This is a genomic window from Leucobacter fengyongliangi, assembly GCF_050971685.1.
In the GTDB taxonomy this organism is placed as follows: domain Bacteria; phylum Actinomycetota; class Actinomycetes; order Actinomycetales; family Microbacteriaceae; genus Leucobacter.
In genome coordinates this window covers 36,255-61,100 of sequence record NZ_JBPCEU010000011.1, presented here as the reverse complement: position 1 = coordinate 61,100, position 24,846 = coordinate 36,255, and the positions used below count along the sequence as shown (strand labels likewise).

The window sequence follows — 24,846 nt, the reverse complement described above, 5'->3', positions numbered from 1 at the left end:
AGGGTACTGGTGGATCCCGGTGAGGCGCGCGGGCCTCGCCGGTCCGCGCGCTATGGCTCGGGCCACGCCTCAGCAATCTTCGCCCGAACGTCTCCGAGCAATTGCGGGAGGGACTTGGTCTTCGCGATGATGGGGAAGAAATTGGCATCTGCCTGCCAGCGCGGAACGATATGTTGATGCAAGTGGGCAGCAATTCCGGCCCCAGCGATCACGCCCTGGTTCATCCCGAGATTAAACCCGTGGCACCCCATCACTTGTCGCATCACGCGCATCGCGATTTGTGTCAGTTCGCCGATCTCAGCGACTTCCTCGGCCGTCGCCTCGTCGTACATCGAAACGTGACGATATGGGCACACGAGCAAATGGCCCGTGTTGTAGGGGTAAAGATTCAGCAGCGCATAGGAGTGCTCTCCACGGGCCACGATCAGGGCCTGCTCATCCTCGAATTTCGGGGCTTGGCAGAAGGGGCAGTTGTGCTCTTCGGGCTGCGTGTTATCGGCGATGTAGACCATGCGGTGTGGCGTCCAGAGACGCTGCATTTCGTCTGGCACACCCACGAGTCCGCTCTCCGCGAGGGATTCGGCAGAAGGATGCTCCACGCTGTCGCTCATTCCGACCATGCAGTCGACACCTGCTCGTGTGTCTTGATGGCGGTCACGATGCGATCCACCGCTTCGTCGATCGGTACGCCGTTCATCTGGGTTCCGTCGCGGAACCGGAAGCTCACGGCTCCAGCTGCGCGATCCTCTTCACCAGCGATGAGCTGGAATGGAACCTTGGCCTTCGTGTGCGTGCGAATCTTCTTTGGCATGCGATCGTCGCTGTGATCGACCTCAGCGCGAACGCCCAGCTGACGCAGCCGTGCGATCACCGCGTCTAGGTGCTCGCCATACTGCTCAGCGACCGGGATGCCCACCACCTGCACGGGTGAGAGCCAAGCCGGAAAGGCACCGGCGTAGTGCTCGAGCAAAATGGCAAAGAATCGCTCAATTGATCCGAGGAGCGCACGATGGATCATAATGGGCCGCTTCCGCGTCCCATCTGCCGCCGCGTATTCCAGCTCAAACAGCTCCGGCTGGTTAAAGTCAAGTTGCACGGTGCTGAGCTGCCAGGTGCGACCAATGGCATCGCGTGCCTGTACCGAGATCTTGGGGCCATAGAAGGCGGCTCCACCGGGATCGGAGACGAGCTCGAGGCCGGATTCCTCCGCAACCTGCCGCAACGTTTCTGTTGCGACATCCCACTGCTCATCGGTGCCGACCGACTTCTTCGGGTCTCGGGTCGAGAGCTCGAGGTAGAAGTCGTCGAGGCCGTACGCGCGCAACGTCTCAAACACGAAGTCAAGCTGACGCTTGATCTCTGCTTTCACGTCTTCTTCGGTCACATAGATGTGTGCGTCGTCTTGCGTCAGGCCGCGCACGCGGGTGAGGCCCGAAAGCGTGCCACTCTTCTCGTAGCGGTAGACCGTGCCGAACTCAGCCAGCCGCAGGGGCAACTCACGGTAGCTGCGGGCGCGCGCGCGGTAAATGAGGTTGTGGAACGGGCAGTTCATCGGCTTCAGGTAGTAATCCTGGCCGGGCTTCACCACATTCCCCTCCGCGTCCTCGACCGCGTCGAGGTGCATCGCGGGGAACATGCCCTCTTTGTACCAGTTCAGGTGCTGGCTGGTTTCAAATAGCGTGCCCTTGGTGATGTGCGGGCTATTCACCAACTGATAGTCATGGTGCAGCAGGCGCTCACGCATGTACTGTTCGATCTCGTGGCGAATAATGCCACCCTTCGGATGGAACACCGCGAGTCCCGAACCGATCTCGTCGGGGAAGCTGAAGAGGTCAAGCTCGACACCGAGTTTGCGGTGGTCGCGCTTCGCTGCTTCCTCAAGCCGGGTCTGGTAGGCGCGCAATTCATCTTTTGTCGCCCAGGCCGTGCCATATATGCGCTGCAGCATCGGATTTGCCTCGCTGCCGCGCCAATATGCTGCCGCGCTGCGCATGAGCGCCCATCCGTTGCCCAGCATTCGCGTATTGGGCACGTGAGGCCCGCGACACAGGTCTTTCCAGCACACCTCGCCGGTCTTGGGATCGACGTTGTCGTAGATCGTCAGTTCGGATCCACCGACCTCGACGTTTTCGTTGTCGTCGCCGGTGTCGCCGCCCTTCAACCCGATGAGTTCGAGTTTGTAGGGTTCCTGCGCGAGCTCGGTGCGCGCCTCAGCTTCGGTCACCACTCGGCGCACGAACCGCTGTCCCTGCTTCACGATCTTGGCCATCTCGGCGGTGATCTGTTTCAGGTCGTCAGGGGTGAACGGCTCAGCTGGCTCAAAGTCGTAGTAGAAGCCATCGGTGATGGGGGGGCCGATCCCGAGCTTTGTTTCGGGGTTTCGTCGCTGGACGGCCTGCGCGAGCACGTGGGCGGCGGAATGGCGCAGGATGGCGATTCCGTCGGCGGAATCTACAGAGACGGGTTCAACCGTGTCGGTGTCGGCCACCTCCACGGCGAGGTCTCGTAACTCGCCGTTTACGCGCATCGCAACGATTGAACGATCACTGAACAGGCTGAAACCATCTGCCACGGCAGGCACTCCTTCGACGAATATCTGCACAATCCTACCGGGTGTACTCGGGCGATCATCGGTGGGTGAACGCGTGAGGCCCGGTTCTACAAGAAACGGTGCCTCACTGTGAGTCAAACCGTGTGCAGGCATGCCACTGCGAGCAGAGGGTCTGGCTGAATCGACCAGACGGAAATTACAGTAGCGCGTACCTTGCGCGGGCGAAGCAGTACACGCCATACGCTACTAATCCAAGCGCGACGACAGCGAGAATGACCCGACCGAAGGGAAGGTCGACGAGCGCCTTGAGCGCACCGTCGAGACCGGTGGCCTCGCTGGGGTCGGAGGTGAACGCCGCGGTACAGAAGAGGAGACCGACGACCGATATTGCGACGCCTTTGGCGATGTATCCGATGCGACCAAGGGTCGTCACAAGACGGCCAGTCTTGCCAGCAGGGGCCGAGATGTCCTGCAGAAACCGCTGCTTCCCACCCTTGACGATGAAGTACACGCCAGTGGCAAGCACCCCGAGACCGAGGAGAACAACGAGAAACACGCCACCGGGCGTGGAGAGCATTGTCGCCGTGATGCGCTGCGCCTGACCTGAGCTATCGCCTCTGCTGCCCATGGCGATATTTGTCGCGGACAACCCGATGGCGAGGTAGGCAATCGCTTTGCCGGCTTCCTTGGCCCGGGCAGCCCAGGCCTCCTTATCGGTGCCGCGAACAATGAACGTCTCGAGAACTTGAAACAGTCCGAGCGCGAACATCCCAAGCGCGACGACCCACAGCACGAAGAGGCCGCCGGGGTTCGAAGCGAGTTCGTTCAGGGCACCACTTTGATCAGCTTCACCGCTTGAGCCGAATGCGACACCGATCGCGATGCCACCGATGATGAGGTGCAGCAGGCCGTTGACTGCAAAGCCTGTGCGGGCGGCGAGTTGGAAAGCCTGATTGTCTTGCAACCGTGACGCGGCAGAGCGAGCGGTCGCTGCAGAGGAAGGAGCGCGGGACATAGCCTCACCCTAAGCTGCGTCATGGGAATGGCGATACCCCTTGCGCTCGCGCCCAAAGGTCGGTCTTGAGCGCTCGATTCTTTACCAGTCAGTTCAGCAAGCCGCCAAATTTCCGCACGATCAGACCTGAACTCATAGTGGGCGATACCGGACTCGAACCGATGACCTCTTCCGTGTGAAGGAAGCGCGCTACCAACTGCGCCAATCGCCCGCTTGCACTGCATCCTCATCGCCGTGCCAACCTGAACGATAATACACGGATTCAGGCACGCAGATTACCACGCCCTGGCGGCAGCATTCAGTTTTGTTCGCGCTGCACTAAGCGTTGGGAGCGGTTGCTGGCGGAGCAAGCTCGCTGTTGAGATTCGCCTGGAGCTCCGTGCTGAGCTCGCCCAGTTGCTGCAATTCGATCCTCATGGTTTCGTATGCCGCAATATCAGAGTTCAGAGCTGCGAGATCTTCGTTGAGGGCGTCTCTCCGCAGATCAAACTCGTTACGAATCGCATAGAACAGGCCCGGATTGTCTGAAAACTCGAACGCCTCATTTCGCTGCAAAAAGATCGCCCATTCGGCGTTGAACTGCGCGACGGCAACATCGTAGGTGGCACGTCGAGCTTCGATATCGGCTCGCATCGGCGTGAGTTCAGCTTGCAGTATGTTGGCGCGTTCCTTGAGTTGGGTGAAGACCTGATGATAGGAATCGAAGAAATCGACGATGACGCTCCGCTGTGAAAACCACTGCGCATAGTGCACCTCGAGCTCTGCCGGCAGTTCGCGCACCTCGGTGCCGAGCACGGAGTGCAATTCGTTCGCGAAGGCTGTGCCCGACAGGCCTTCGTAGACCTGCATGCGTTCGGCAAGCGCCGAGTCGGTTGCTGAAAGCTCCGCGAAAGCAGTCTCGAGTTGTTCCACGAGTTCTGCCTTTGCCGAGGCGTCAAGCCTGCTAAACGCAGCGTGTAAGAGCTCGTGGGCAGCCGTCACCTCAACGATCCCGGCGAGCCGTTCGTCGGTGACTTTAAATAGGTGGATCGTGCCGCCGGAAAAGCAACCGAGCACGTGCCCCTCTTCAGAGTGATCCACCTGCGAACACTGTTCGTTGAATCCTTGGCTCGCGTCGAGCGTCGGTTCGGAAGCAAAGAAAACCCGCTCGCCAGCCGGGGTAGGAAGAATGCGCGCAGTGAGATCGACAACCTCCGCAGTGGGCGTGAAGTTCTGAGCAGCAAAGTGGTCGGAGATCACCTGTCGATTTTGGTAGGCCACAAATGCGCCCACAATGAACGCAAGAATCACGAGCGATGTGACAACTCGACCTATCGCACGCCCCACGCCTACCGTCATGTCTTCCAGTATCCAATCAGTGGGCAATGAGATCGAATAACCCGCCGCGAGAATTCGTCATTCTCCGAGAAACCCCAGACTCCGGCTGGCGCGGCGTGTCTCGATTTGCGGTGGTTCAGGGCTTCCCCTATAGTCATTCAGGTGCACGGAAACGTGCCAAGCGGATGTAGCGCAGTTGGTAGCGCATCACCTTGCCAAGGTGAGGGTCGCGAGTTCGAGTCTCGTCATCCGCTCCAGTGATCTGGGAAACCTGATCGCTTGTGGTGTCAACCACTGCGGTGGCGTGGCCGAGAGGCGAGGCAGCGGCCTGCAAAGCCGTTAACACGGGTTCGAATCCCGTCGCCACCTCGCTCAACATAATTGAATAGCCTCAAGTAGGCGCGATTGGCGCAGCGGTAGCGCGCTTCCCTGACACGGAAGAGGTCACTGGTTCGATCCCAGTATCGCGCACTCCACACTCACCAGTGACCCGCGAAGATCGGCAAGAGCGATGCTCTCACCCCTAGATCTTCACGCTAGTACGATCCCAGTATCGCGCACTCCACACTCACCAGTGACCCGCGAAGATCGGCAAGAGCGATGCTCTCACCCCTAGATCTTCACGCTGGTTCGATCCCAGTATCGCGCACCACCAAGAACCCGACCCAGGTCGGGTTCTTTCGTTTAGTCGAGGATGATCGTGGTCTGTGAGACTGAGATCTTGCGCAGTCGAATCGCCGTCCAGATGAGTGAGGTGCCGAGCATCACGGTGAATAGGCCACACACCACGGCAACCACCTTGATCGCGAAGTCTGGCCAGATTAAGGTCACCACTCCCCCAAGCAAGGTGAGAAGCGTTGGAAGCAAGACCAACATGCTGGCACCTTCGGTGAGCCGAATTCCGATCACCAGCCAGAGTGCCCCGACAAAGATCAATGAGACTCCCACGAACGTCACAAGCGCGGACACTGTGAACTCAGAAAACACGATCGCAAGTATCCCGGCCAGGATCAGCAACACGCCACCGACTGTGGTGCTCGCTGAAGGACGGAGGCGCACGGTCAGCGCAAGCCCGTTCGCAATCAGTGCGGACCCGAAGAGGATCACCAGAATCCAGGTGGCAGCGACAAATGGCCAGATCAGGAGTCCGATTCCTGCCGCGGCGACGAGCACACCCACAACCAGGGGGATCCACCAGGGAAATCTGCGGGTGGATACGTGTGTCACCGGTTCGAGCGGGTACGTCATGGGTGCTCCTTATGAAACGTCAAATTCAATCTATGTGGAAAGCCCGTGCAGCGCGGCAATGTGTCGCACCGTCTGCTCGAAACGGTCAGGTGTCACCACGTGACCTTCACGCCGCATGCCGCTATCTGAGACGAACAAGATTCGGCCGGGATTCACGAAACTCTCCCGTCCTTCGGGATCCCATGCGCCACTGCCGATTGAGATAAACCCGTCGTGACGTTTGGTGCTGAGATAGCAGCCGGCAACCGCGTGACGGTCAAAGCGAGCGATGATGAGTACCGGGCGGTCCTTCCCCCGGCCGTCGTTCTCAACGTACGGCACCCACGTCCAGACAATTTCGCCGGGATCGGGGTCACCATCGGGGTGCGGATCGTACTCTGGCACCAGTCCGACGATCTCGGATCGAGTCAACTCTCGAGTTGCGCCGAGTCCCGCTTGTCCAGCTTCCGTCGTGGTAGGCGAGGAAGGTACCCGCGGAGTGCGGCTCTTCACGAGCCTTCGCGACTTCGCCACACCCCAATTCAGCGCGATTGCACCGACAGCGCCGAGGAGGCCCAACAGCTTGCGGTTTTCTCGGCTCATTTCGATCAGGCGCCTTGGGTAAGTGCGTTCAGGCGAGACATGCACCGCATGTACTTCTTGCGATACCCGCCGTCCAGCATGCCTCCACCGAACACCGACGTGAGCGAGAGTCCGGTGGCCCGAATGGGAATCTGCGCGTCGTACACGCGGTCAATGAAGGCAACAAAACGAAGCGCGGCTGACTGATCGGTCAGTTCTGTCACGTTGCGCAGACCGATTGTCTGCACCCCGTCGAGAAGCCCGATGAAACTGGATGGGTGAATCGTCGCGAGGTGAGTGATCAGACTTCCGAACTCGTCGTCGGTCATCCGCTCGCCCGCAAGCGCCACATCTGCAAGGGCGAATCGATACGCCTCATCACTCAGGGTGATGGCATCGCCTGCGAGGTCGCGCTGACGGAAGTCGACACCGTCAATGCGAAGTGTCACGAACCGATCGGCCATCGCCTGAATTTCCCGCATGAAATCTGCAGCGGCGAAGCGGCCCTCTCCGAGCGCGTTGGGCGGGGTATTTGAGGTAGCGACGATCCGCGAACCCGTGCCTGTCAGATCGCCGATGAGACGCGTCATCAGCATCGTGTCGCCCGGGTCATCGAGCTCAAACTCGTCGATACACACAAGCCGGGCACCCTGCAGAACCCCGACCGCACCGGCGTACCCGAGCGCCCCTACGAGCGCCGTGTACTCGATGAAGGTGCCGAAGTACTTCCTGCCAGAGGTTGCATGCCACGTCGCAGCGAGGAGGTGAGTCTTACCCACACCGAAACCACCGTCGAGATACACGCCCGGTTTGGTGGGCGCGAGCGACTGCGGCGCGGCTACGGCTTTCTTCCTCCCGAACCCGAAGAGTCCAGCGCGGGCTATCGGCGCCTCTGGCTCGGCGAACGCCTGCAGCGTGTCGCGAGCCAGTGCCTGCGACGGGAATGCCTCATCCGGCCGATAGGACTCGAAACTCGCACCGTTGAACTGCGGCGGGGGCACCAGAGTACCCACGAGCTCGGTGCCGGAAATGGCCGGATGACGGTCGACGAGGCGGGCGGAGCTGTGCTCTGTATTGTGGGACATCGTCCCTCAGTTTACGCGGTACCCGCGGACCGGTTGTTTCAGCGTGCTGCGACGTTCGGTGCTTCGAGCGAACGAACGAACTCCTCGGTCTCCGACTCCCAAGCCAAGGGGTCAACGTTCCAAAGTCTCACGTGCTCCCCCATAGCTTCTCGTATCCGAACGAGGTCCGGTCGCAGTTGCGCAAGTCGCAGCGATCCATCCCATGGCACAAATGAATCACCCGGGCTCGCGTGGATGAGCACTGGCACGTGAAGCCGCACGGCGAGAGCTTCGGGGCTCATTGTTTCCAGATCCGTGCCACGTTTCCATGGCACGGCTCCGCGCACGACTCCGTGTTGCAGCATGCTCATGCCAAGTCTCGCCGCAACTTCAGGGAGTCCAGCCAAACGTGCCTGCCGACGAAGAATAATGTGCCAGTCCAGGCCTGGGGAATCGAGCACTAATCCATCAACAGCGCCACGATGGGGTCCACGCGTCGCTGACAACAGCGAGGTGATCCCACCCATTGACCACCCCACCAAAGTAATCCGCTGCGCGCCCTGCTTCAGCAACCAGGCGATTGCTGCGTCAACGTCGTACCGTTCCGCGAGTCCGAGACCGTATCTCCCGCCGATGCCCGAAGGCGCGCCCGGATCGTTTCGATACGCGATGACGAGGCTCGTGACACCCGCCCGCAAGACAGGAGCAAGTCCCCGGAGTGTTTCCTCCGGGAGCGCACCGCGACCGTGCACGTGCACGGCAAATCTGCCTGGAACAGGGTTCTCTGGTCGCACCAACCAGCCCCACGACTCTCCCCCGTCAACCGGAAAAGTCACCCGCTTGACACGCCCACCGCTCTCGCGAGGGTCGGTGAACCACCAACCGGTAATCCGGCCCTGTGCCCCCACATGGAGTTTGCCGCGGTCGAGCGCAATCACGTCTCGGGCGATGCGATCCACACCGTCATCGAACACCCGATCCACGACGGGGCCCAGCCGTGCATGGCCAGTCCCTTCGTCAAATATGAAGGAGTACTTTCCGGGCAGGCCAGCATCTGGGCCGTGAATCCACACGCGCATCACCTCGTTGCGTGGCTCAATTGCCCACACCACGACGTCCGCGTCGGGCGCAGATGGTGTCAGCACCCGTCGAGCGAACATGGAGGAGAGCACAGCAAGTATGCCGCCAACGAGTGCCGTTGAGCACGCAAGACCACCCCACACTGCGCCCGCCACCCATGACCGGGTCTGTGCCATGTCACTCACCTCGCTTCCTCCACGCGACTCGGTGACCGCGTGGTCACCTCACCATCCGAGTCACAATTGCGCCATCGCGCGGCGTGGCAACCGGAGGTTTCACCACCAAACTCTAGTGTTCCACTTGTGAGGGAACATGACTTCGGCAATGTCGCAACATTTGACGCTGCGGCATCTCAGTTGCGTGCCGCAAGGTATCGCACCGAGTTGCACGTGAGAGAGATTCCCGCGCCAGATCGCATAGCGCCACGGTCGATCGCGTTCTCAGCAGGAGTCGCACAGGGCAGCGCACATCCGGCCGAGGATGCCGGAGACTCGCCATTTGGGGCTGGTCGCCTGGTGCTGATGCACGATCCGGCTTCTGCCAGCGACTGGGGTGGTCCATTTAGAATCGTGTGCTTCGCACAGGCGCCGCTCGAGGTCGAAATCGGTGTGGACCCGTTCATAGCAGACGTGGCATGGTCATGGCTCATCGATGCCCTCCATTCCCGCGCGGCGAACTACACCTTCGCCTCGGGTACGGCTACCAAGACATTGTCAACCGGCTTTGGCACGCTCGAGGAGCAAGAAGACACCGCTCAGATCGAAATACGTGCGTCTTGGACACCGCTGGGTGATGACTTTGCGCCCCATGGCGAGGCGTGGAGCGAGTTGCTCTGTCTTCTTGCTGGCCTTCCGCAGCAAGAAGGCGTGGCATCTCTGAGTGCACGTCGGGGCTCTCGCGGCAATACTCGCGGGGCATAGCCGTGGTAGAACAATCAGACCTGGCCGCAGACTGGTCGCTCGTCACAGATCTGTCCGCGCTTGAACATGCGGCCGAGCGGATCGCGGCTGGTACAGGTCCCGCCGGTGTCGATGCGGAACGCGCGTCCGGGTTCCGCTACGGGCAAGAGGCTTATCTTGTGCAGGTACACCGTCAGGGTGCGGGCACGTTCCTTTTCGATCCAACCGCGCTTGATACTTTCGAGCCGCTCGCCGATGCTCTGCGCGGTGAAGAGTGGATCTTGCACGCCGCAAGCCAAGATCTTGCCTGCCTCGAGACACTGGGCCTCATTCCTGAGCGACTTTTTGACACCGAACTGGCATCTCGTCTGCTCGGATTTGATCGTGTGGGACTGGGAGCTATCGTTGAGCAGCTGCTCGGCATTCGCCTCCACAAGGCACATTCCGCCGCAGATTGGTCAACTCGCCCTCTGCCTGAACCGTGGCTGGAATACGCGGCGCTCGACGTCGCGTTGTTGCCAGACCTGCGCGAACTGGTTGCGCGCGAACTCGGGGCACAGAACAAGGTTGAGATTGCACAGCAGGAGTTTGAGGCCGTCCTGAATCGAAGCCCCAAACCTTTGCCCATCGAGCCCTGGCGCAAGCTCGCCGGGGGCAACCGCTTGAAAACTCCGCGCGAGCTCGCGATCGCCCGAGAGCTTTGGTATGCGAGAGACGATTTGGCCCGCAGCAGCGATGTTGCGCCTGGCAGGCTCCTTCCCGATGCCTCACTGATTGTCGCCGCCTCCACAAACCCACGCTCAAAGGGCCAACTGGCTGGCATCAAGGAGTTTCGGGGCCGCGCCAGTCGTACCGAGCTCGACCGCTGGTGGAACGCTGTGCTACGAGGAAAGACCTCGGAGGATCTTCCGGGTCAACCAGCTCGAGTCGCTGATGCCATGCCGCATCATCGAAACTGGGGGCAGCGATACCCGGAGGCTGCAGCACGTTTGGCGGCCGCGCGTGAGGTTGTCGCGGCCGAAGCTGATCGGCAGCGCATGCCGATCGAGAATCTCCTCACCCCTGATACCCTGCGTCGGCTGGCTTGGGATCCACCAGCAGAACCGACCGCGGAAGCGATCGCCCATCGACTCGCTGAGCTCGGCGCACGCCCGTGGCAGTGTGTAGCAACTGCACCGATTATTGCTCGCGCTTTTGTAGAAACACGATAGTTTGGTCCGGATCGCTCGAACTCCCCACGGTGATTCCACACGTGCGTGCCCCACTGTTGAGACTCAGTTCCTAAGATGGAAGCTGACGCTGAAAACCCATCCGATGGAGGCATAGTGGCCGCAATGAGAGAAGTCGTGTTCGTTGATGGGGTTCGCACCCCATTCGGGCGCGCTGGCGAAAAAGGCATGTATTGGGGCACTCGGGCTGACGACCTGGCCGTCAAGGCGCTGCAAGGGCTCATCGAGCGAAACCCCGGCTTGCCGTTAGACCGCGTGGATGACGTGGGTATCGCCGCGACCACACAGCAGGGCGACCAGGGGCTGACACTGGGTCGCACCGTGTCAATGCTTGCTGGTCTTCCAGTGACCGTGCCCGGGTACGCGCTCGACCGAATGTGCGCCGGCGCCATGACCGTGGCTTCAATGATGGGGGCTGCGATCGGTGCCGGGCAGTATGACCTCGCTATCGCTGGTGGCGTGGAGCACATGGGTCGTCACCCCATCGGACTCGATGCCGATCCGAACCCACGTTTCGTGGCCGAGAAATTGGTAAGCCCGGACGCACTCAACATGGGAATCACCGCCGAGCGACTACACGATCGCTTCCCAGAACTCACCAAGGAACGCGCTGATCGGTTCGGAGTGGCTAGCCAGCAGAAGGTGCAGGCGGCCTACGATCGTGGGGACATTCAACCCGATCTCATCCCAGTCGCGACCCGCAGCGAGAGCGGCTGGGGCCTCGCAACTGAGGACGAGGGCCGAAGGCCCCAGTCCACCCTCGAGGATCTCGCCACGCTGCGCACGCCCTTCCGGCCGCACGGCAAGGTCACCGCGGGCAACGCGTCCCCGCTCACTGACGGGGCTACGATGTCGCTCCTCGCGGGTGCAGACACCGCTCAAGAACTTGGCCTCACGAGCAAGATGAGACTCGTTGGCTTCGCCTTCGCGGGAGTCCAGCCGGAGGTCATGGGGCTGGGACCAGTCCCATCAACTGAGAAGGCGCTCAAACGGGCCGGCTTGCAGATCACTGACATCGGCCTGTTCGAACTCAACGAGGCCTTCGCTGTGCAGGTGCTCTCCTTCACTGATCACTTCGGGATCGCCGATGACGACCCCCGGGTGAACCCCTGGGGCGGTGCAATTGCTGTGGGCCACCCACTCGCTGCATCGGGGGTGCGCTTGATGCTCCAGTTGGCGCGCCAGTTCGAGCAGCGGCCCGACGTGCGCTTTGGCATCACCGCCATGTGTGTTGGCCTCGGCCAGGGCGGCACGATGATTTGGGAAAACCCCCACTTTGACGGCAAGAAGGGCAAGTAACTCGCCATGACCGATTACACGAAGATCGATTTCTCCCCGCTCATCGATGCGGCCGAGGGCGAAGTTGTGACGCACAGTTTCGTTCGCGACCTTGCGCTCCCTTCGGGCGGCACGCTCGCGCTCATCACTCTTGACAACGGTGCCGACTACACCCGGCCCAACACGCTCGGCCCACTCACCCTCCACGAGTTGAACGGCGTGCTAGATGCGCAAGCAGCCCGCGCTGCCGCAGGCGAGATTCAGGCCGTCGCGATTACCGGGAAGCAGTTCATTTTCGCTGCCGGGGCCGACCTGTCGAAAGTCTCAACGCTGGCGACGGAACAGAACGCGCGACTCATGGCCCAATACGGCCACCATGTGCTGGGAAAATTCCGCGGGCTCGGCGTTCCCACCTTTGCATTTGTGAACGGCCTTGCACTCGGCGGCGCGATGGAAATCGCGCTGAACTGCGACTACCGCACGCTCGATTCTTCGACCGCTGCGCTCGCCTTTCCGGAGGTCTTCCTGGGAATCATTCCGGGGTGGGGTGGTGCAACACTCGTTCCCAACCTCGTCGGCATCGAGCGGGCAATCGAGATCATTGTCTCAAACCCGCTGAAGAACAATCGCATGCTGAAACCGGAGCAGGCGCTTGAGGCTGGTCTGTTTGATGTCATGTTTGGTGCAGCCAGCTTTCTCGAGCAGTCTGTTCGCTGGGCGGACCGTGTACTGACCGGCGAGCAGAAAGTGGATCGCCCACACGTGCCCGGCAAGACCGAACGACTGATCAAATGGCCCGCGGCGATCAAGATCGCACGCGACACCCTGAAGGCTCGCATCGGAAGCGCTGCAAAGTCTCCCTACGTTGCGCTGGAGCTGCTCAGCGCAGCAAAAGACAACAACATTGAGCGCGGGTTCGAGCGCGAAGACGAGGCGTTGACTGAGCTAATTTCCGGCGATCAATTCCACGCCTCGATCTACGCATTTGATCTGGTGCAGAAGCGAGCCAAGCGCCCGGCAGGGGCGCCCGATCGCAAGCTCGCTCAGCCTGTGCAGAAGGTCGGTGTAATCGGTGCCGGCCTCATGGCCAGCCAGTTCGCTCTCCTGTTCGCACGCAAGCTGCGCGTACCAGTTCTCATTACCGACATCGACCAGGCCCGAGTCGACAAGGGCCTCGACTATATTCGGGGCGAGATCGACAAGATGATGGCCAAGGGTCGTCTCACATCCGACGACGCGAACCAGCTCAAGGGCCTCGTGCAAGGAACGACAGACAAGTCTCTGTACGCCGACTGCGACTGGGTCATTGAGGCCGTCTTCGAAGAGCTCGGCGTGAAGCAGCAGGTCTTCGCAGAGATTGAGCCAATCATCAGCGACACCGCGATCCTTGCGACGAACACGTCGTCCCTCTCGGTGGAGGAGATTGGCGTGAACCTGCGGCACCCCGAGCGACTCTTGGGATTCCATTTCTTCAACCCGGTTGCGGTGATGCCACTGATCGAGGTCGTGAAGGTGCCCAGCACCGACGATGCCGCTCTCGCAACCGCGATGGAGGTCGCGAAGCGACTGGGGAAGAGTGCGGTCATCACCGCGGATCGCCCTGGTTTCGTCGTGAACCGATTGCTCGCGAAGGTGATGGGCGAGGCCGCACGCGCCCTCGACGAGGGCACGCCCATGCCGGTGGTGGAACGTGCGCTCGCACCGATCGGGTTACCGATGGGACCGTTCGAACTCATCGATCTCGTCGGTTGGAAGGTCGCCGCGCACGTGCAGGACACGATGGTGCACGCATTCCCCGAGCGCTTCTACGCATCGACAAATCTGCACGCGATCGCTGAGCTCACTGATCCCCTGGTTAAGAACAAGCATGGCAAGGTTGAGGATCTGTCTCGCGAGGCCAAGAAGGCGCTCGCCTTCGGCAACTCGGCGGTGACTGAAGACGTGATTCTCCGTCGGGTGGAAGACGAACTCGCTGGCGAGATCAAGATCATGCTCGACGAGGGCGTTGTCGCCGCTGCCGAGGACATCGATCTGTGCCTGATCTTGGGCGCGGGTTGGCCCTTCCAAGCTGGCGGAGCGACCCCATACCTCGACCGAGTCGGAGCGAGCGAGCGGGTCTTTGGATCGACGTTCCACGATCCCAGGATTGCTGGCACCGGGTTGTAGACTCGGCCACAACTAGCGAAGGCCCGATTCACCTCAGTGGATCGGGCCTTCGCTAGTTACTCTGAAGCGTGTCCCGGGGGCTCCGGTTTTGCCACCGGGATTCGCTTGCCGTGAACCTGATCTGCCACGTCGGCGGCGATCTTCTCGGCGGTGAGCCCCGTGTACTCGAGTAATTCGGCGCGAGTTGCGTGCTCTAGAAACTCCGACGGCGTTCCCAGCTCGCTCACCGCGGTGTCGACACCAGCGTCTCGAAGGGCCTGCCTGATTCGCGTGCCGATTCCACCCACCCGGATGCCATCCTCGATGCTGATCAGGAGTCGATGCGCTCGCGCAAGATCGACGACGGAATCGGGAACGGGCACAACCCAGCGAGGGTCGACGACCGTAACCGTGATTCCCTGTGCTGCCAAGAGATCCGCCGCATCAAGTGCAACACGGCTCATCGGGCCCACGCCTACGATGAGCACGTCGCGCCAGGCGGCACCCCCGTCGTCTGCCTGTTCCAAACGATCTTCGCGCAGGATGTCGACGCCGTCGTCGGTTCGGCGCACTGCCGGTACGTTGATTCCTACGCTGCCCTTGGGGAAGCGGAGCACGGTGGGCCTGTCTTCGACCCGAACGGCCTCGCTCAGGAGCTCGCGTAGGTTCGGCTCGTCCCGGGGTGCGGCGATCCTGATTCCGGGAACCACCTGCAAGGTTGCGAGATCCCACACACCGTTATGACTCGCCCCGTCGGGGCCCGTGATGCCAGCTCGGTCAAGTACAAATGTGACGCCGGCTCCATGCAACGCGACATCCATTAACAACTGGTCGTATGCGCGATTCATGAAGGTTGCGTACATTGCGACCACCGGATGCAACCCCCCGTAGGCGAGACCCGCGGCGGTTGTCACACCGTGTTGCTCAGCGATCCCAACGTCGTACACGCGGTCGGGAAACTCGGCTGCGAAGGCGTCGAGCCCGGTGGGTGCGAGCATGGCGGCAGTGATCGCGACGAGTCGAGGCTCCTCACGGGCAAGCTCAAGCATGTGTTCGCTGAATACCCCGGTGAAGCTCTTCCCTCCACCGTTCTGCAAAGATTCACCGGTCTCAGGATCGATTTTGCCGATAGCGTGAAACTGATCCGCTAGATCATTCTCTGCGGGCGCGTATCCCCGCCCCTTCTCCGTGATGATGTGCACAAGCGTGGGACGACCGTAGCCCTTGGCCTGGCGGAGCACCTCTTCCACGGCCTCGAGGTTGTGGCCGTCGACGGGACCGAGGTACTTTATATCAAGGTTCGAATACAGGTCCTGGTTGTCACTGACCCGACTCACAAAACCACGCATTGCACCCCGTGCGGCCCGATACACGGTGCGACCTGGAGCGCCAAACGCAGAGAAGAGCTTCTCGCTCCCCTCCTGCAGGTCGCGATAGCTGCCCGTGGCGCGAACGGAGTTCAGGAAGCGTGCCATCCCACCGATGGTCGGCGCGTACGAGCGACCGTTGTCATTCATCACGATGATCAGGTTGCGGGAGTTGTCATCGGTGATGTTATTGAGTGCTTCCCAGGTCATCCCACCCGTCAGTGCGCCGTCACCTACGACCGCGACGACGTGCCTGTCCTGCTGGCCCGTCCGGGCAAAGGCACGAGATATTCCGTCGGCCCAGCTCAGCGAACTGGACGCGTGCGAACTCTCCACGATGTCGTGAGTCGACTCAGAACGCTGCGGATAGCCGGCGATGCCCCCCCGCTGCCGGAGCCTGGAAAAGTCTTTCCGACCGGTCAGGAGCTTGTGAACGTAGCTCTGGTGCCCCGTATCCCAAATAATCGGGTCGTGCGGCGATTCAAAGACCCGATGCAGCGCGATCGAAAGTTCGACCACGCCGAGGTTGGGCCCCAAATGGCCCCCGGTCTTCGCTACCTCTGCAATGAGAAACTCACGAATCTCCGCGGCGAGAGCTTCCAACTCGGCCAGAGTCAGCGCATCCAGATCGCGCGGGCCGTCGACCCGATCGAGAATTGCCACCCAAAACCTCCGACTCACCCGAAGCAGGTGCCACGGGAATTCTCACCATCTTATCCACCCTGAAGAGGGGCAAACTGGGGACGAACAAGGTAGCGCGAGCCCCAGAAAAACTAGGTGGCCCGGGCGCAATGCGCCCGGGCCACCTAGCCGCTGTAACCGCTAGACCAGCGAACGGAGCACGTACTGCAGAATGCCACCGTTGCGATAGTAGTCAGCTTCGCCAGGGGTGTCGATCCGCACCACAGCGTCGAACTCAACCACGGTTCCGTCGGTCTTGCGTGCCGCGACGCGGAGCGTCTTCGGCGTAACGCCTTCGTTGAGCTGAGTCACGCCATGAATGTCGAACGTCTCGGTACCGTCAAGGCCCAGATCGTCGGCACTGGCACCAGCGGGGAACTGCAGCGGCAAAACACCCATGCCGATCAGGTTCGAGCGGTGAATACGCTCGAAGCTCTCAGCAATAACCGCCTTCACTCCAAGGAGGCTCGTTCCCTTGGCTGCCCAGTCGCGGGACGAACCAGACCCGTATTCCTTACCGCCCAGCACAACCAGGGGAATGCCAGCCGCCTGATAATTCTGGGCGGCATCGTAGATGTACGACTGCGGCGCACCCTCCTGGGTGAAGTCACGCGTGAATCCGCCCTCAACGTTGTCGAGAAGCTGATTGCGCAGGCGAATGTTCGCGAAGGTTCCGCGGATCATTACTTCGTGGTTGCCGCGACGGGATCCGTAGGTATTGAAGTCCTTTGGTGCAATGCCGTTGGCGACGAGGTACTGCCCTGCCGGCGTCTCTGCCTTGAAGCTACCGGCCGGGCTGATGTGGTCAGTCGTGACCGAATCACCAAGCTTGGCCAGGACCCGAGCTCCGGAGATATCGACCACGGGCGAGGGCTCCAACTGCATGCCCTCAAAATACGGTGCCTTGCGCACGTAGGTTGACTTCTCATCCCATGCAAACGTGTTTCCCGCGGGAGTCGGGAGCGAACGCCACAGCTCGTCACCGTCGAACACGGTGGCGTACTTTGAATTGAACATGTCAGAGTCGATCGAGGCGTCAGCAATCTGCTGCACCTCCACCGGATCTGGCCAGATGTCGCGCAGGAAGACATCCTGGCCATCAGTCCCCTGGCCGAGCGGCTCTGTATCGAAATCAAAGTCCATCGTGCCGGCAAGCGCGTAGGCTACGACCAGCGGTGGGCTCGCAAGGTAGTTCATCTTGATGTCGGGGTTAATTCGACCCTCGAAGTTTCGGTTGCCCGAGAGTACCGCCGTGACGGCGAGGTCGTTCTCATTTACCGCTTGCGAGATCTCTTCGTTCAACGGGCCGGAGTTTCCGATACACGTCATGCAGCCGTAACCGACCAGGAAGAAGCCGAGCGCCTCAAGATCTTCGCGAAGGCCCGACTTTTCGTAGTAATCAGTCACAACTTTGGAGCCGGGGGCCAAAGTCGTCTTCACCCATGGCTTTGCCTTCAGACCCAACTGGTTCGCATTACGAGCGAGCACACCAGCCGCAAGCATGACCGAGGGATTCGATGTGTTGGTGCACGAAGTGATCGAGGCAAGGGTCACCGCGCCATGATCAATTGCGAACTCGTTGCCCTGCTGATCCTTGACCTTCGCGGGGTTCGATGCCTGAGCGTAGTTGACCAGGTCGGTTTCGAACTGTGCCTTTGAGTTCGTCAGTTCGATGCGATCCTGTGGACGCTTCGGGCCCGCGATCGACGAGACCACGGTGCTGAGGTCAAGCTCAAGGTACTCGCTGAAAACGGGCTCCTTGGCGGGATCGTGCCACATGCCCTGGGCCTGTGCGTATGCCTTGATCAGTTCGAGCTGTTCCTCGCTGCGACCGGTGAGACGCAGGTAGTCGAGGGTGACATCGTCGACCGGGAACATCGCCGCGGTCGAGCCGAACTCCGGGCTCATGTTGCCAATGGTGGCACGGTTCGCGAGCGGCACGGAGCCAACCCCCTCGCCGTAGAACTCAACGAACTTGCTCACCACCCCGTGCTTGCGCAGCATCTGAGTGATCGTGAGTACCACGTCGGTAGCAGTCACCCCAGCCGGAATCTGGCCCGAGAGCTTGAAACCGACAACTCGCGGAATCAGCATCGAAATGGGCTGGCCCAGCATGGCGGCCTCGGCCTCGATGCCGCCCACGCCCCAGCCCAGCACGCCGAGACCATTCTCCATGGTGGTGTGTGAATCAGTGCCGACACACGTGTCGGGGTATGCCTGCAGCACGCCGTTCACTTCACGCGTGAAGGTCACTCGGGCGAGGTACTCGATGTTGACCTGGTGCACAATACCGGTGCCCGGGGGCACTACCTTGAACTCGTCGAAGGCACCCTGACCCCAACGCAGGAACTGATAGCGCTCACCGTTGCGCTGGTACTCAATTTCTACGTTCTTTGCCGCTGCACCCGCGGTGCCGTAGGCATCAGAGATAACCGAGTGATCGATGACCAACTCGGCAGGAGCCAGCGGGTTGATCTTGTTTGCGTCGCCACCGAGGTCAACGACAGCCTCACGCATCGTCGCGAGGTCGACCACGCAGGGCACTCCGGTGAAGTCCTGCATGATGACCCGAGCAGGGGTGAACTGGATCTCGGTGTCGGGTTCAGCCGAGGGATCCCAGTTGCCGATGGCCTCGATGTGCTGTTTCGTCACATTCGCACCGTCTTCGGTGCGAAGCAGGTTCTCCAACAACACCTTGAGGCTGTATGGAAGTCGCTCGTGTCCGGGCACTGCGTCAATGCCGTAAATCTGGTACTGCTTGTCGCCAACCGCCAGGGTGCGCTCGGCCCCAAAGCTATTGAGTGATGTCATCACCGCTCCATTCGAATTTATCTCGATATCAAGACAATTCTACACGGAGTTTGCTTGCGACGCAGCGAACCGCTGGAAGCCGTGCGGCGAGTCATTCGTCCGATGATCGAATGACTCACAAATCGTCGCCCGGACGATGTGACGCAGAGGCCGCTGCTGCAGCCTCAGTCAGCCCACGCTGTACCGCGCTCACCCTGCTCAGCACGAGCCAGGTGAAGAGCACCGCGACAGCGAAAAGCGGTATCCCCATGACGAGTCGCGCGATGCCAAGCGCTTCAACGGCACCCGGGTCACCTGCGTTCGCCGCGAGGTAGAGCGGCAACTGCACGGCCAACCTCGCTGCGAAGACCGCGATCCAGAGCACGGTGCAGAGGGTGGCCGCCCGACGGAGCATGGGGATGCGGCGCCATTCGGTGAGTGACCCACGAAGAAAGCCAAGCAGGAGACCTATGAGTGGCCAGCCGACGAGGAGCGAAACCGTGTGAGCGATGATCCACGCCCCGTTGATCCAGAAGCCGGGCAGAAAGTAGTCCTCGCCGCGACCGGTGAAGAGTGTTGCGGCCACACAGACCAGCACGCCCAAGAATCCTGAGAGTGCCGCGGAGAGTGGCTCTCGACGGAGCAACCTCGCCACAATCGCGATCACCGAGATGGCGAGTGGGGCGATCACCGATACCCGGGCATCTTGTGTGAGCACAAACACCACGAGATACACCGTGGCCGGGATCAGTGACTCGAGCACCCCGCGAAGCCCACCGATGGCCTCAAGAACGCCCCTCGCGGAAATCGACTCACCACTCATTCCGGCGGCGACGGCGCGACCGAGGCCTCCCCCGGCCAACGGAGGGTCGCCCGGGGCCCGAGCTTGGCCGTCTTGGCGAGATCCCCCGTCAGAATCCATCACGCTTGGGTGGCCTCGCCGGTCGCGCCCTGCATAACTCCTGCTGGGACCTTCAGCGGCAACAGTTCGCTTGGCGGCATTGGCTGATCGCCGCGAACGACAACCATTTCCCGAAACACCTCGAGCGCCTTTTCGCGTGCATCTGCATCCACTGCGCCCTTGCCCATGAGCACACCCCGCAGCATCCATCGGGGCCCATCTACGGCAAAGAATCGAACTGGCCGAGTGCCACCGCCCTGTTCTGCAGGGACTGGGGACTCGGTCACCAGTTCGGGACCGAGCAGGCCGTTCTCGATCTGCACGCGAGCACCCTGGCTCGCGAATTGCGTAGCGATTTCGTCGCGGACTCGGTTCCACAGGCCGCTTGACTTTGGCGCAGAAAACGCCTGCACCTGCAACACAGACTCCGCATATTCAAGGGTGACGGCAACGACTCGTTTGGTCCGCTCCTCGACCTCGAGTCGCATTTGCAGTCCTTCCCTGGGCGCAACCTTAATGCCACCCAGGTCAACATAGGGACGCATGGAAGGAACCTCGCTGGCATCGAAGGGCCCGGAAGTTTCGCGATCCTCTGGAGCAGATTTGCTCTCATCAACCCCGGTCACGTCGTGACCCTCCGGGTCGCGAACCTCTAACTCGTCAGCTGGTTGTGCAGTGTCGTCGCTCATACCTTGAATTCTCCTTTATTCTCCGCCGTGGCGAAACCGGGTGTCCGAGCGCCTAGCCAACCGGGTGCTCTCGCAGGCCGGTGGATCCGAACCCACCGGTGCCTCTCTCGCTCTCGGGGAGGTCTGTGACGGGAACGAAGCTGGCACGTGACACGGGCATGACAATGAGCTGTGCAATACGATCACCCGGTTCAATCGTGAAAGCATCGTGCTGGTCTGTGTTCAGAAGCGGAACGCGTATCTCGCCCCGGTAGCCAGCGTCGATCGTTCCGGGCGAATTGAGCACCGTAATTCCGTGCCTCACTGCGAGTCCACTGCGTGGCACCACAAACGCGACATAACCCTCAGGTAGTGCGAAGCGAAGCCCTGTTCCGACGAGCGCCCTCCCCCCGGGCGGCAGCACGAGCGCCTCCGTACTTCGCAAATCAGCCCCCGCATCGCCGGCCTGGGCGTATGCGGGAATGTGCGCGGGTTCGGCAAGGACGGGAAGCATCACGACATCAGTCACCCCGTTAGGGTAGCGGAATTCCAGGGCCGTGCGCTGGCACGCCGCTGCCTGATCCATCACGCTCAGCTTCAGCGATCACGCGCCGGGAGATAATCGACCCATGCCCAAACCCACTGATTCAACAGATATCCCTGCCGACTCCACGAGCCGGAGCTATCGTGAGCGGCTCGCTCCCGGGCCAGGGCTCTACATCGCTCTGCTGTTGCTGATCCCGGCGGTCATGCTGACGGTGACACCGCTCAGTTCGGTGTGGGCTCTCCCTGTAGCAATCGGCCTCTACCTGGTCATCGGAGGCTCGCTCTTCGCGCTTGCGCCGACCATTGAAGTCAGCAATGGACAGCTCATCGCCGGATCGGCTCGAATCTCCGTTTCCCTGCTCGGTGACGTTGAGACCCTAGATCGAGATTCACTTCGCGCGGCCCTTGGTCCGGGCCTTGACGCGCGCAGCTTTCTCCTGGTCCGCGGCTACATTCACAGCGGAGTTCGGGTTTCGGTCATAGACCCCAGCGACCCGACGCCACAGTGGATCCTGACGACCCGGAAGCCTGAGGAACTTCGCGCGGCCGTCCGCGTTGCGCAATCAGCGTAGCTACGCAGCGCACTCCGCGCATACGGGACCGAGGTCGGTCTGGTGATCCATCTGGGAACGATGGCGCACCAAAAAGCAATTCACGCAGGTGAACTCGTCGTCCTGCTGTGGGAGGACAACGACATCGAGCTCCATGTCTGAGAGGTCGGCACCGGCGAGTTCAAACCCGGGGTTGTCGGAGTCTTCTGAGTCGATGGCAGATGAACCCTTCGCGGGCACCCGCTCTTTGAGAGCCTCGATCGAGTCGGTCTCTTCGTCATTCTTGCGGGGGGCATCGTAATCGGTGGCCATGCTCTGCAGCGTTCCCTGTCTGTCGTGGTGGGTGTTACCCTTCGGCGGGCATAGTTTGCACCACAACACCCACTTGACGCAAACCCGACACCCGGAACTCAGTAAAGTTCAGACGAGCAGGCGCGAAGAGATTTGCTCACCCGCCGGGTCAATGGCGGTGAAGCGACTCCAATCGTGACACCCTGAGTGCAATCACGGGAGGAAGTGACAATGGATGAACTGCGCTTTGTGCGACGCGAAGACCAGTCTCTGGTCGTCGCAGACAACGACGGAAACGAGCACAAGCTCATCGTCGACGAGACGGTATTCGCGGAACTTCGGCATCTCAGTCGTCGGGAGCGCGAAGCCCCGCGGGTGAACCCGCGGGAGATCCAGTCTCTCGTGCGGGCTGGAAAGTCCCGCGCGGAAATCGTGGAGATCACCGGCGCGGAAGACACCGACATCGAGCGCTACGAGGAGCCGGTGCTTGCAGAGCGGCGGTTCATCTTGGCCTCTGCCCACGCGGTTTCGGTGCGCACGAGTCCGATTGAGGGCTCGGAACAGCAATTCGGTACCGTCATCGCCGAGCGACTGGTTGGTCTGGGCGCAGAAGACGCACAGTGGCGCTCGTGGCGCGATGATGAGGCCGGATGGATGATCGGTCTCGACTTCACCTCGCACGATGTGGCGCATCGCGCCATCTGGTCGTTTGAGCACCGCAAGGGTCTGTTGGCGCCCCTCACACCTGATGCTGTGACGCTGTCGCAACAGGGCGAGGTAGGTGAACGCCTGATCCCGAAGCTGCGGGCGGTTGACGCCAGCACTGAACGGGATCGATTCGATTCCGGGGCCTTCGACCCCGAGTCGCTCTCGCTTGACCTGGGTGACCGCGAGACTGATGGATCCGATCTGGCCGAGATCTCCCCGAGCGGAGCAGACGCAGCACGCGCAGCGGGTCACCCCTCAACCGGCTCGATTCCCATCGTAGATTCAACCGCTGAGTTTGCTCGCCGTCGGGAGATCGATCAACGAGCAATCAACTCACCAGACGACGAGCTTCCCGACCTCGGTCAGACCGCTGACCTTTTGGATGCGTTGCGCAGACGGCGGGGCGAGCGAGATGCGCAGCCCCAAGATGGTCTCCCCGTTGCTCCGTTTTCGGAAACAGTCAAGGATGAGCGCGTCGGTGACGCATTCCTCGTCACCGACATTGGATCAGCGACGCACACCCCAACACCGACTCCGACACCGACCACTGATGGGGCTGCTCTTCCCCGTGTGGACTCACCGACCCCCTCGGAGAAGCCCAAGAAAGGAAAGGGTCGCGCAGCAATCCCCAGTTGGGACGACATTCTCTTTGGCACTCGGAGCGACGAAGATCCGGCCTAATCCGCTGGCGACGTGAGGTCTGTCGCGGCGGCAATCGCGGCAATCCGGCCCACTGTCGCGGCGAACCCGCTTCCGTCGAGCACCCCACCAAGCGCGAGGGGCACCCCACGCTCTTCCGAGCTCAGTCCGCCGTGCTGACCCACCATCGCGCGCGTTTCTGGGCTGTCACCAGGCAAGGTAAAACACACCTGCCCTCGGGCGGCGACGATGACTTCGCCGAGGCGTTCGGCCACCCCGGCTGCCATCGGGCCAAACCAGTTTGCCGCGATCGCCTCACCGCGCGTCCCAACCCAGGCGAGCTTGCCGAGCGCAGCCCCCACCCGCTCAGCGACGCTCTCCGGGTCAGTTCCCACGTGCAGGTACAACGAGCGCATGCGCGGCTCTCCCCCGACTTCCGAGACGCCGCTGAACTCCTCGGAATCGACACCGAGTTCGAGTCGTCGGTGTTCGGGCACATCGATCATGCCGTGATCCGCCGTCACCACCACCCCGACGTCTCCGGGCAGGGTGCGCAAGAGATCGTCGAGCGCTGCATCCAATTGCTCAAGTCGCTTTAGCCAGAGGTCACTTTGCCAGCCATCGGCGTGTGCGGCCTTGTCGAGCTCATCAATGTAGAGATAGGCCACGATCGGCTCACCGGCCCGCAACAGGCGAGAGGCAATCGCACAGCGATCCGCAATCGTCACTGCACCGTGATATTCGGCTCCCGAGAGAATCGCCTCTGTCAGCCCACCGGTGGCGTGCGCCGGTCTCCCGATGGCGACAGGCCGCGCACCCACGGCTGCTGCAAATTCAAACAGCGGTGTGGATCGCTGCCAGGCCCGTCGATCGGGAATGTCGCGCCAGTCTTTCAGCGTGCTCAGCAGACCCTGTTTGGGGTGCCGAATTCGGTAGCCGATGAGCCCGTGCTCGCCGGGAAGGCGCCCAGTTGTGAGGGTCGTGAGGGCTGCTCCTGTGGTCGACGGAATAACCGTTTCGATGCGGCGAGAAGGCAATCTGGAAATGGAACGGGCGTGCGCTGCTCGCGCCTGCAGATTCGCGTGGCCAAGCCCGTCGACCACGACCATCACGAACGATCGGAGTGGCGGAAGCGAGCCGTCGTCGAACACCAGGTTGTTGCCGAGTTCGCTTGGGGCGAGCTTGCAGGCGCGCGCGAGGAGCTCCACGGGGTCTGCGCCGAGGCCACGAGCAACCGCGGCAAGCCCGGTGGGCAGAATCGCGGCCAGCCTCGCGCCGTTGTCGGTGGCGATCGGTAGCATGAGCACCATCGTAACC

The 24,846-nt window shown here is 61.4% G+C and carries 21 protein-coding genes and 4 tRNA genes; 9 read left to right on the top strand and 16 right to left on the bottom strand.

Going from position 1 to position 24,846, the window contains the following annotated elements; genetic code table 11:
- Window positions 1-50 precede the first annotated feature (50 nt).
- From ACR0R4_RS09480 to ACR0R4_RS09460, 5 genes are all read right to left on the bottom strand, one after another.
- On the bottom strand, window positions 51-611 hold the full coding sequence (locus tag ACR0R4_RS09480; RefSeq protein WP_433647119.1) for an HIT family protein: 561 nt from the start codon (window positions 609-611) through the stop codon (window positions 51-53).
- Window positions 608-2,527, bottom strand: a complete 1,920-nt coding sequence (thrS, locus tag ACR0R4_RS09475; protein WP_433647205.1) for a threonine--tRNA ligase — start codon at window positions 2,525-2,527, stop codon at window positions 608-610. Before thrS ends, ACR0R4_RS09480 begins: the two co-directional genes overlap by 4 nt.
- A gap of 220 nt (window positions 2,528-2,747) precedes the next feature.
- The gene (locus ACR0R4_RS09470) at window positions 2,748-3,566 is read right to left on the bottom strand and encodes a DUF1206 domain-containing protein (RefSeq protein WP_433647118.1); all 819 of its coding nucleotides are present in this window, start codon (window positions 3,564-3,566) and stop codon (window positions 2,748-2,750) included.
- A gap of 138 nt (window positions 3,567-3,704) precedes the next feature.
- A tRNA-Val gene (locus ACR0R4_RS09465) sits at window positions 3,705-3,777 on the bottom strand.
- 107 nt (window positions 3,778-3,884) lie between these two features.
- Window positions 3,885-4,904 (bottom strand): hypothetical protein, encoded by a 1,020-nt coding sequence (locus ACR0R4_RS09460; protein ID WP_433647117.1) that lies wholly within the window; start codon window positions 4,902-4,904, stop codon window positions 3,885-3,887.
- A 160-nt stretch (window positions 4,905-5,064) separates the two neighbouring features.
- Here ACR0R4_RS09460 and ACR0R4_RS09455 point away from each other — a divergent pair.
- The 3 genes from ACR0R4_RS09455 to ACR0R4_RS09445 all read left to right on the top strand — a co-directional run bounded on the left by ACR0R4_RS09455 (window position 5,065) and on the right by ACR0R4_RS09445 (window position 5,354).
- Window positions 5,065-5,140 (top strand) — tRNA-Gly (locus tag ACR0R4_RS09455).
- Window positions 5,141-5,181: 41 nt separating this feature from the next.
- A tRNA-Cys gene (locus tag ACR0R4_RS09450) sits at window positions 5,182-5,252 on the top strand.
- A gap of 30 nt (window positions 5,253-5,282) precedes the next feature.
- Window positions 5,283-5,354: transfer RNA gene (locus ACR0R4_RS09445), tRNA-Val, on the top strand.
- Between the two features lie 213 nt (window positions 5,355-5,567).
- On the opposite strand, the gene ACR0R4_RS09440 is transcribed toward ACR0R4_RS09445, so the two are convergent.
- The 4 genes from ACR0R4_RS09440 to ACR0R4_RS09425 are packed head-to-tail and all read right to left on the bottom strand — an operon-like array spanning window position 5,568 to window position 9,012.
- Window positions 5,568-6,131, bottom strand: coding sequence for a DUF308 domain-containing protein (locus ACR0R4_RS09440; RefSeq protein WP_433647116.1), 564 nt, complete (start codon window positions 6,129-6,131; stop codon window positions 5,568-5,570).
- 30 nt (window positions 6,132-6,161) lie between these two features.
- Window positions 6,162-6,713: a type II toxin-antitoxin system PemK/MazF family toxin gene (locus ACR0R4_RS09435; RefSeq protein WP_433647115.1), complete on the bottom strand. Its 552-nt coding sequence runs from the start codon at window positions 6,711-6,713 to the stop codon at window positions 6,162-6,164.
- Between the two features lie 5 nt (window positions 6,714-6,718).
- On the bottom strand, window positions 6,719-7,777 hold the full coding sequence (gene zapE / locus ACR0R4_RS09430) for a cell division protein ZapE (RefSeq protein ID WP_433647113.1): 1,059 nt from the start codon (window positions 7,775-7,777) through the stop codon (window positions 6,719-6,721).
- Window positions 7,778-7,815: 38 nt separating this feature from the next.
- On the bottom strand, window positions 7,816-9,012 hold the full coding sequence (locus ACR0R4_RS09425) for an alpha/beta hydrolase family protein (RefSeq protein WP_433647112.1): 1,197 nt from the start codon (window positions 9,010-9,012) through the stop codon (window positions 7,816-7,818).
- 126 nt (window positions 9,013-9,138) lie between these two features.
- Between ACR0R4_RS09425 and ACR0R4_RS09420 the strand changes: the two genes are divergently transcribed.
- From ACR0R4_RS09420 to ACR0R4_RS09405, 4 genes are all read left to right on the top strand, one after another.
- Window positions 9,139-9,756, top strand: a complete 618-nt coding sequence (locus ACR0R4_RS09420; protein ID WP_433647111.1) for a DUF3000 domain-containing protein — start codon at window positions 9,139-9,141, stop codon at window positions 9,754-9,756.
- On the top strand, window positions 9,753-10,946 hold the full coding sequence (locus ACR0R4_RS09415; protein WP_433647204.1) for an HRDC domain-containing protein: 1,194 nt from the start codon (window positions 9,753-9,755) through the stop codon (window positions 10,944-10,946). The genes ACR0R4_RS09420 and ACR0R4_RS09415 overlap by 4 nt, the downstream gene beginning before the upstream one ends.
- A gap of 123 nt (window positions 10,947-11,069) precedes the next feature.
- Window positions 11,070-12,263 (top strand): thiolase family protein, encoded by a 1,194-nt coding sequence (locus ACR0R4_RS09410; protein ID WP_433647110.1) that lies wholly within the window; start codon window positions 11,070-11,072, stop codon window positions 12,261-12,263.
- Between the two features lie 6 nt (window positions 12,264-12,269).
- Entirely contained in the window at window positions 12,270-14,408 is a 2,139-nt protein-coding gene (locus tag ACR0R4_RS09405) for a 3-hydroxyacyl-CoA dehydrogenase NAD-binding domain-containing protein (protein WP_433647108.1), read from the top strand.
- A 56-nt stretch (window positions 14,409-14,464) separates the two neighbouring features.
- Here ACR0R4_RS09405 and dxs read toward each other — a convergent pair whose 3' ends face one another.
- The 5 genes from dxs to dut form a co-directional block, all read right to left on the bottom strand.
- The gene (gene dxs, locus ACR0R4_RS09400; protein WP_433647107.1) at window positions 14,465-16,417 is read right to left on the bottom strand and encodes a 1-deoxy-D-xylulose-5-phosphate synthase; all 1,953 of its coding nucleotides are present in this window, start codon (window positions 16,415-16,417) and stop codon (window positions 14,465-14,467) included.
- A gap of 159 nt (window positions 16,418-16,576) precedes the next feature.
- A complete protein-coding gene (acnA, locus tag ACR0R4_RS09395) occupies window positions 16,577-19,246 on the bottom strand; it encodes an aconitate hydratase AcnA (protein ID WP_433647106.1) in 2,670 nt (889 codons plus the stop codon).
- Between the two features lie 115 nt (window positions 19,247-19,361).
- Window positions 19,362-20,147: a DUF3159 domain-containing protein gene (locus ACR0R4_RS09390; RefSeq protein WP_433647105.1), complete on the bottom strand. Its 786-nt coding sequence runs from the start codon at window positions 20,145-20,147 to the stop codon at window positions 19,362-19,364.
- The gene (locus ACR0R4_RS09385; protein WP_433647103.1) at window positions 20,147-20,815 is read right to left on the bottom strand and encodes a DUF3710 domain-containing protein; all 669 of its coding nucleotides are present in this window, start codon (window positions 20,813-20,815) and stop codon (window positions 20,147-20,149) included. Before ACR0R4_RS09385 ends, ACR0R4_RS09390 begins: the two co-directional genes overlap by 1 nt.
- 52 nt (window positions 20,816-20,867) lie before the next feature.
- Window positions 20,868-21,308 (bottom strand): dUTP diphosphatase, encoded by a 441-nt coding sequence (dut, locus tag ACR0R4_RS09380; protein ID WP_433647203.1) that lies wholly within the window; start codon window positions 21,306-21,308, stop codon window positions 20,868-20,870.
- Window positions 21,309-21,423: 115 nt separating this feature from the next.
- Here dut and ACR0R4_RS09375 point away from each other — a divergent pair, with 115 nt between their 5' ends.
- Window positions 21,424-21,912 carry a DUF3093 domain-containing protein gene (locus tag ACR0R4_RS09375; RefSeq protein WP_433647101.1) on the top strand — a complete coding sequence of 163 codons (489 nt, stop codon included), beginning with the start codon at window positions 21,424-21,426 and terminating at the stop codon, window positions 21,910-21,912.
- On the opposite strand, the gene ACR0R4_RS09370 is transcribed toward ACR0R4_RS09375, so the two are convergent.
- Window positions 21,913-22,203, bottom strand: coding sequence for a DUF4193 domain-containing protein (locus ACR0R4_RS09370; RefSeq protein ID WP_433647099.1), 291 nt, complete (start codon window positions 22,201-22,203; stop codon window positions 21,913-21,915). It abuts the gene before it with no gap.
- Between the two features lie 210 nt (window positions 22,204-22,413).
- Here ACR0R4_RS09370 and sepH point away from each other — a divergent pair, with 210 nt between their 5' ends.
- Window positions 22,414-23,571 carry a septation protein SepH gene (gene sepH / locus ACR0R4_RS09365; protein WP_433647097.1) on the top strand — a complete coding sequence of 386 codons (1,158 nt, stop codon included), beginning with the start codon at window positions 22,414-22,416 and terminating at the stop codon, window positions 23,569-23,571.
- On the opposite strand, the gene ACR0R4_RS09360 is transcribed toward sepH, so the two are convergent.
- On the bottom strand, window positions 23,568-24,830 hold the full coding sequence (locus ACR0R4_RS09360) for an alkaline phosphatase family protein (RefSeq protein ID WP_433647095.1): 1,263 nt from the start codon (window positions 24,828-24,830) through the stop codon (window positions 23,568-23,570). The two genes, sepH and ACR0R4_RS09360, sit on opposite strands and share 4 nt — an antisense overlap.
- Window positions 24,831-24,846 lie beyond the last annotated feature (16 nt).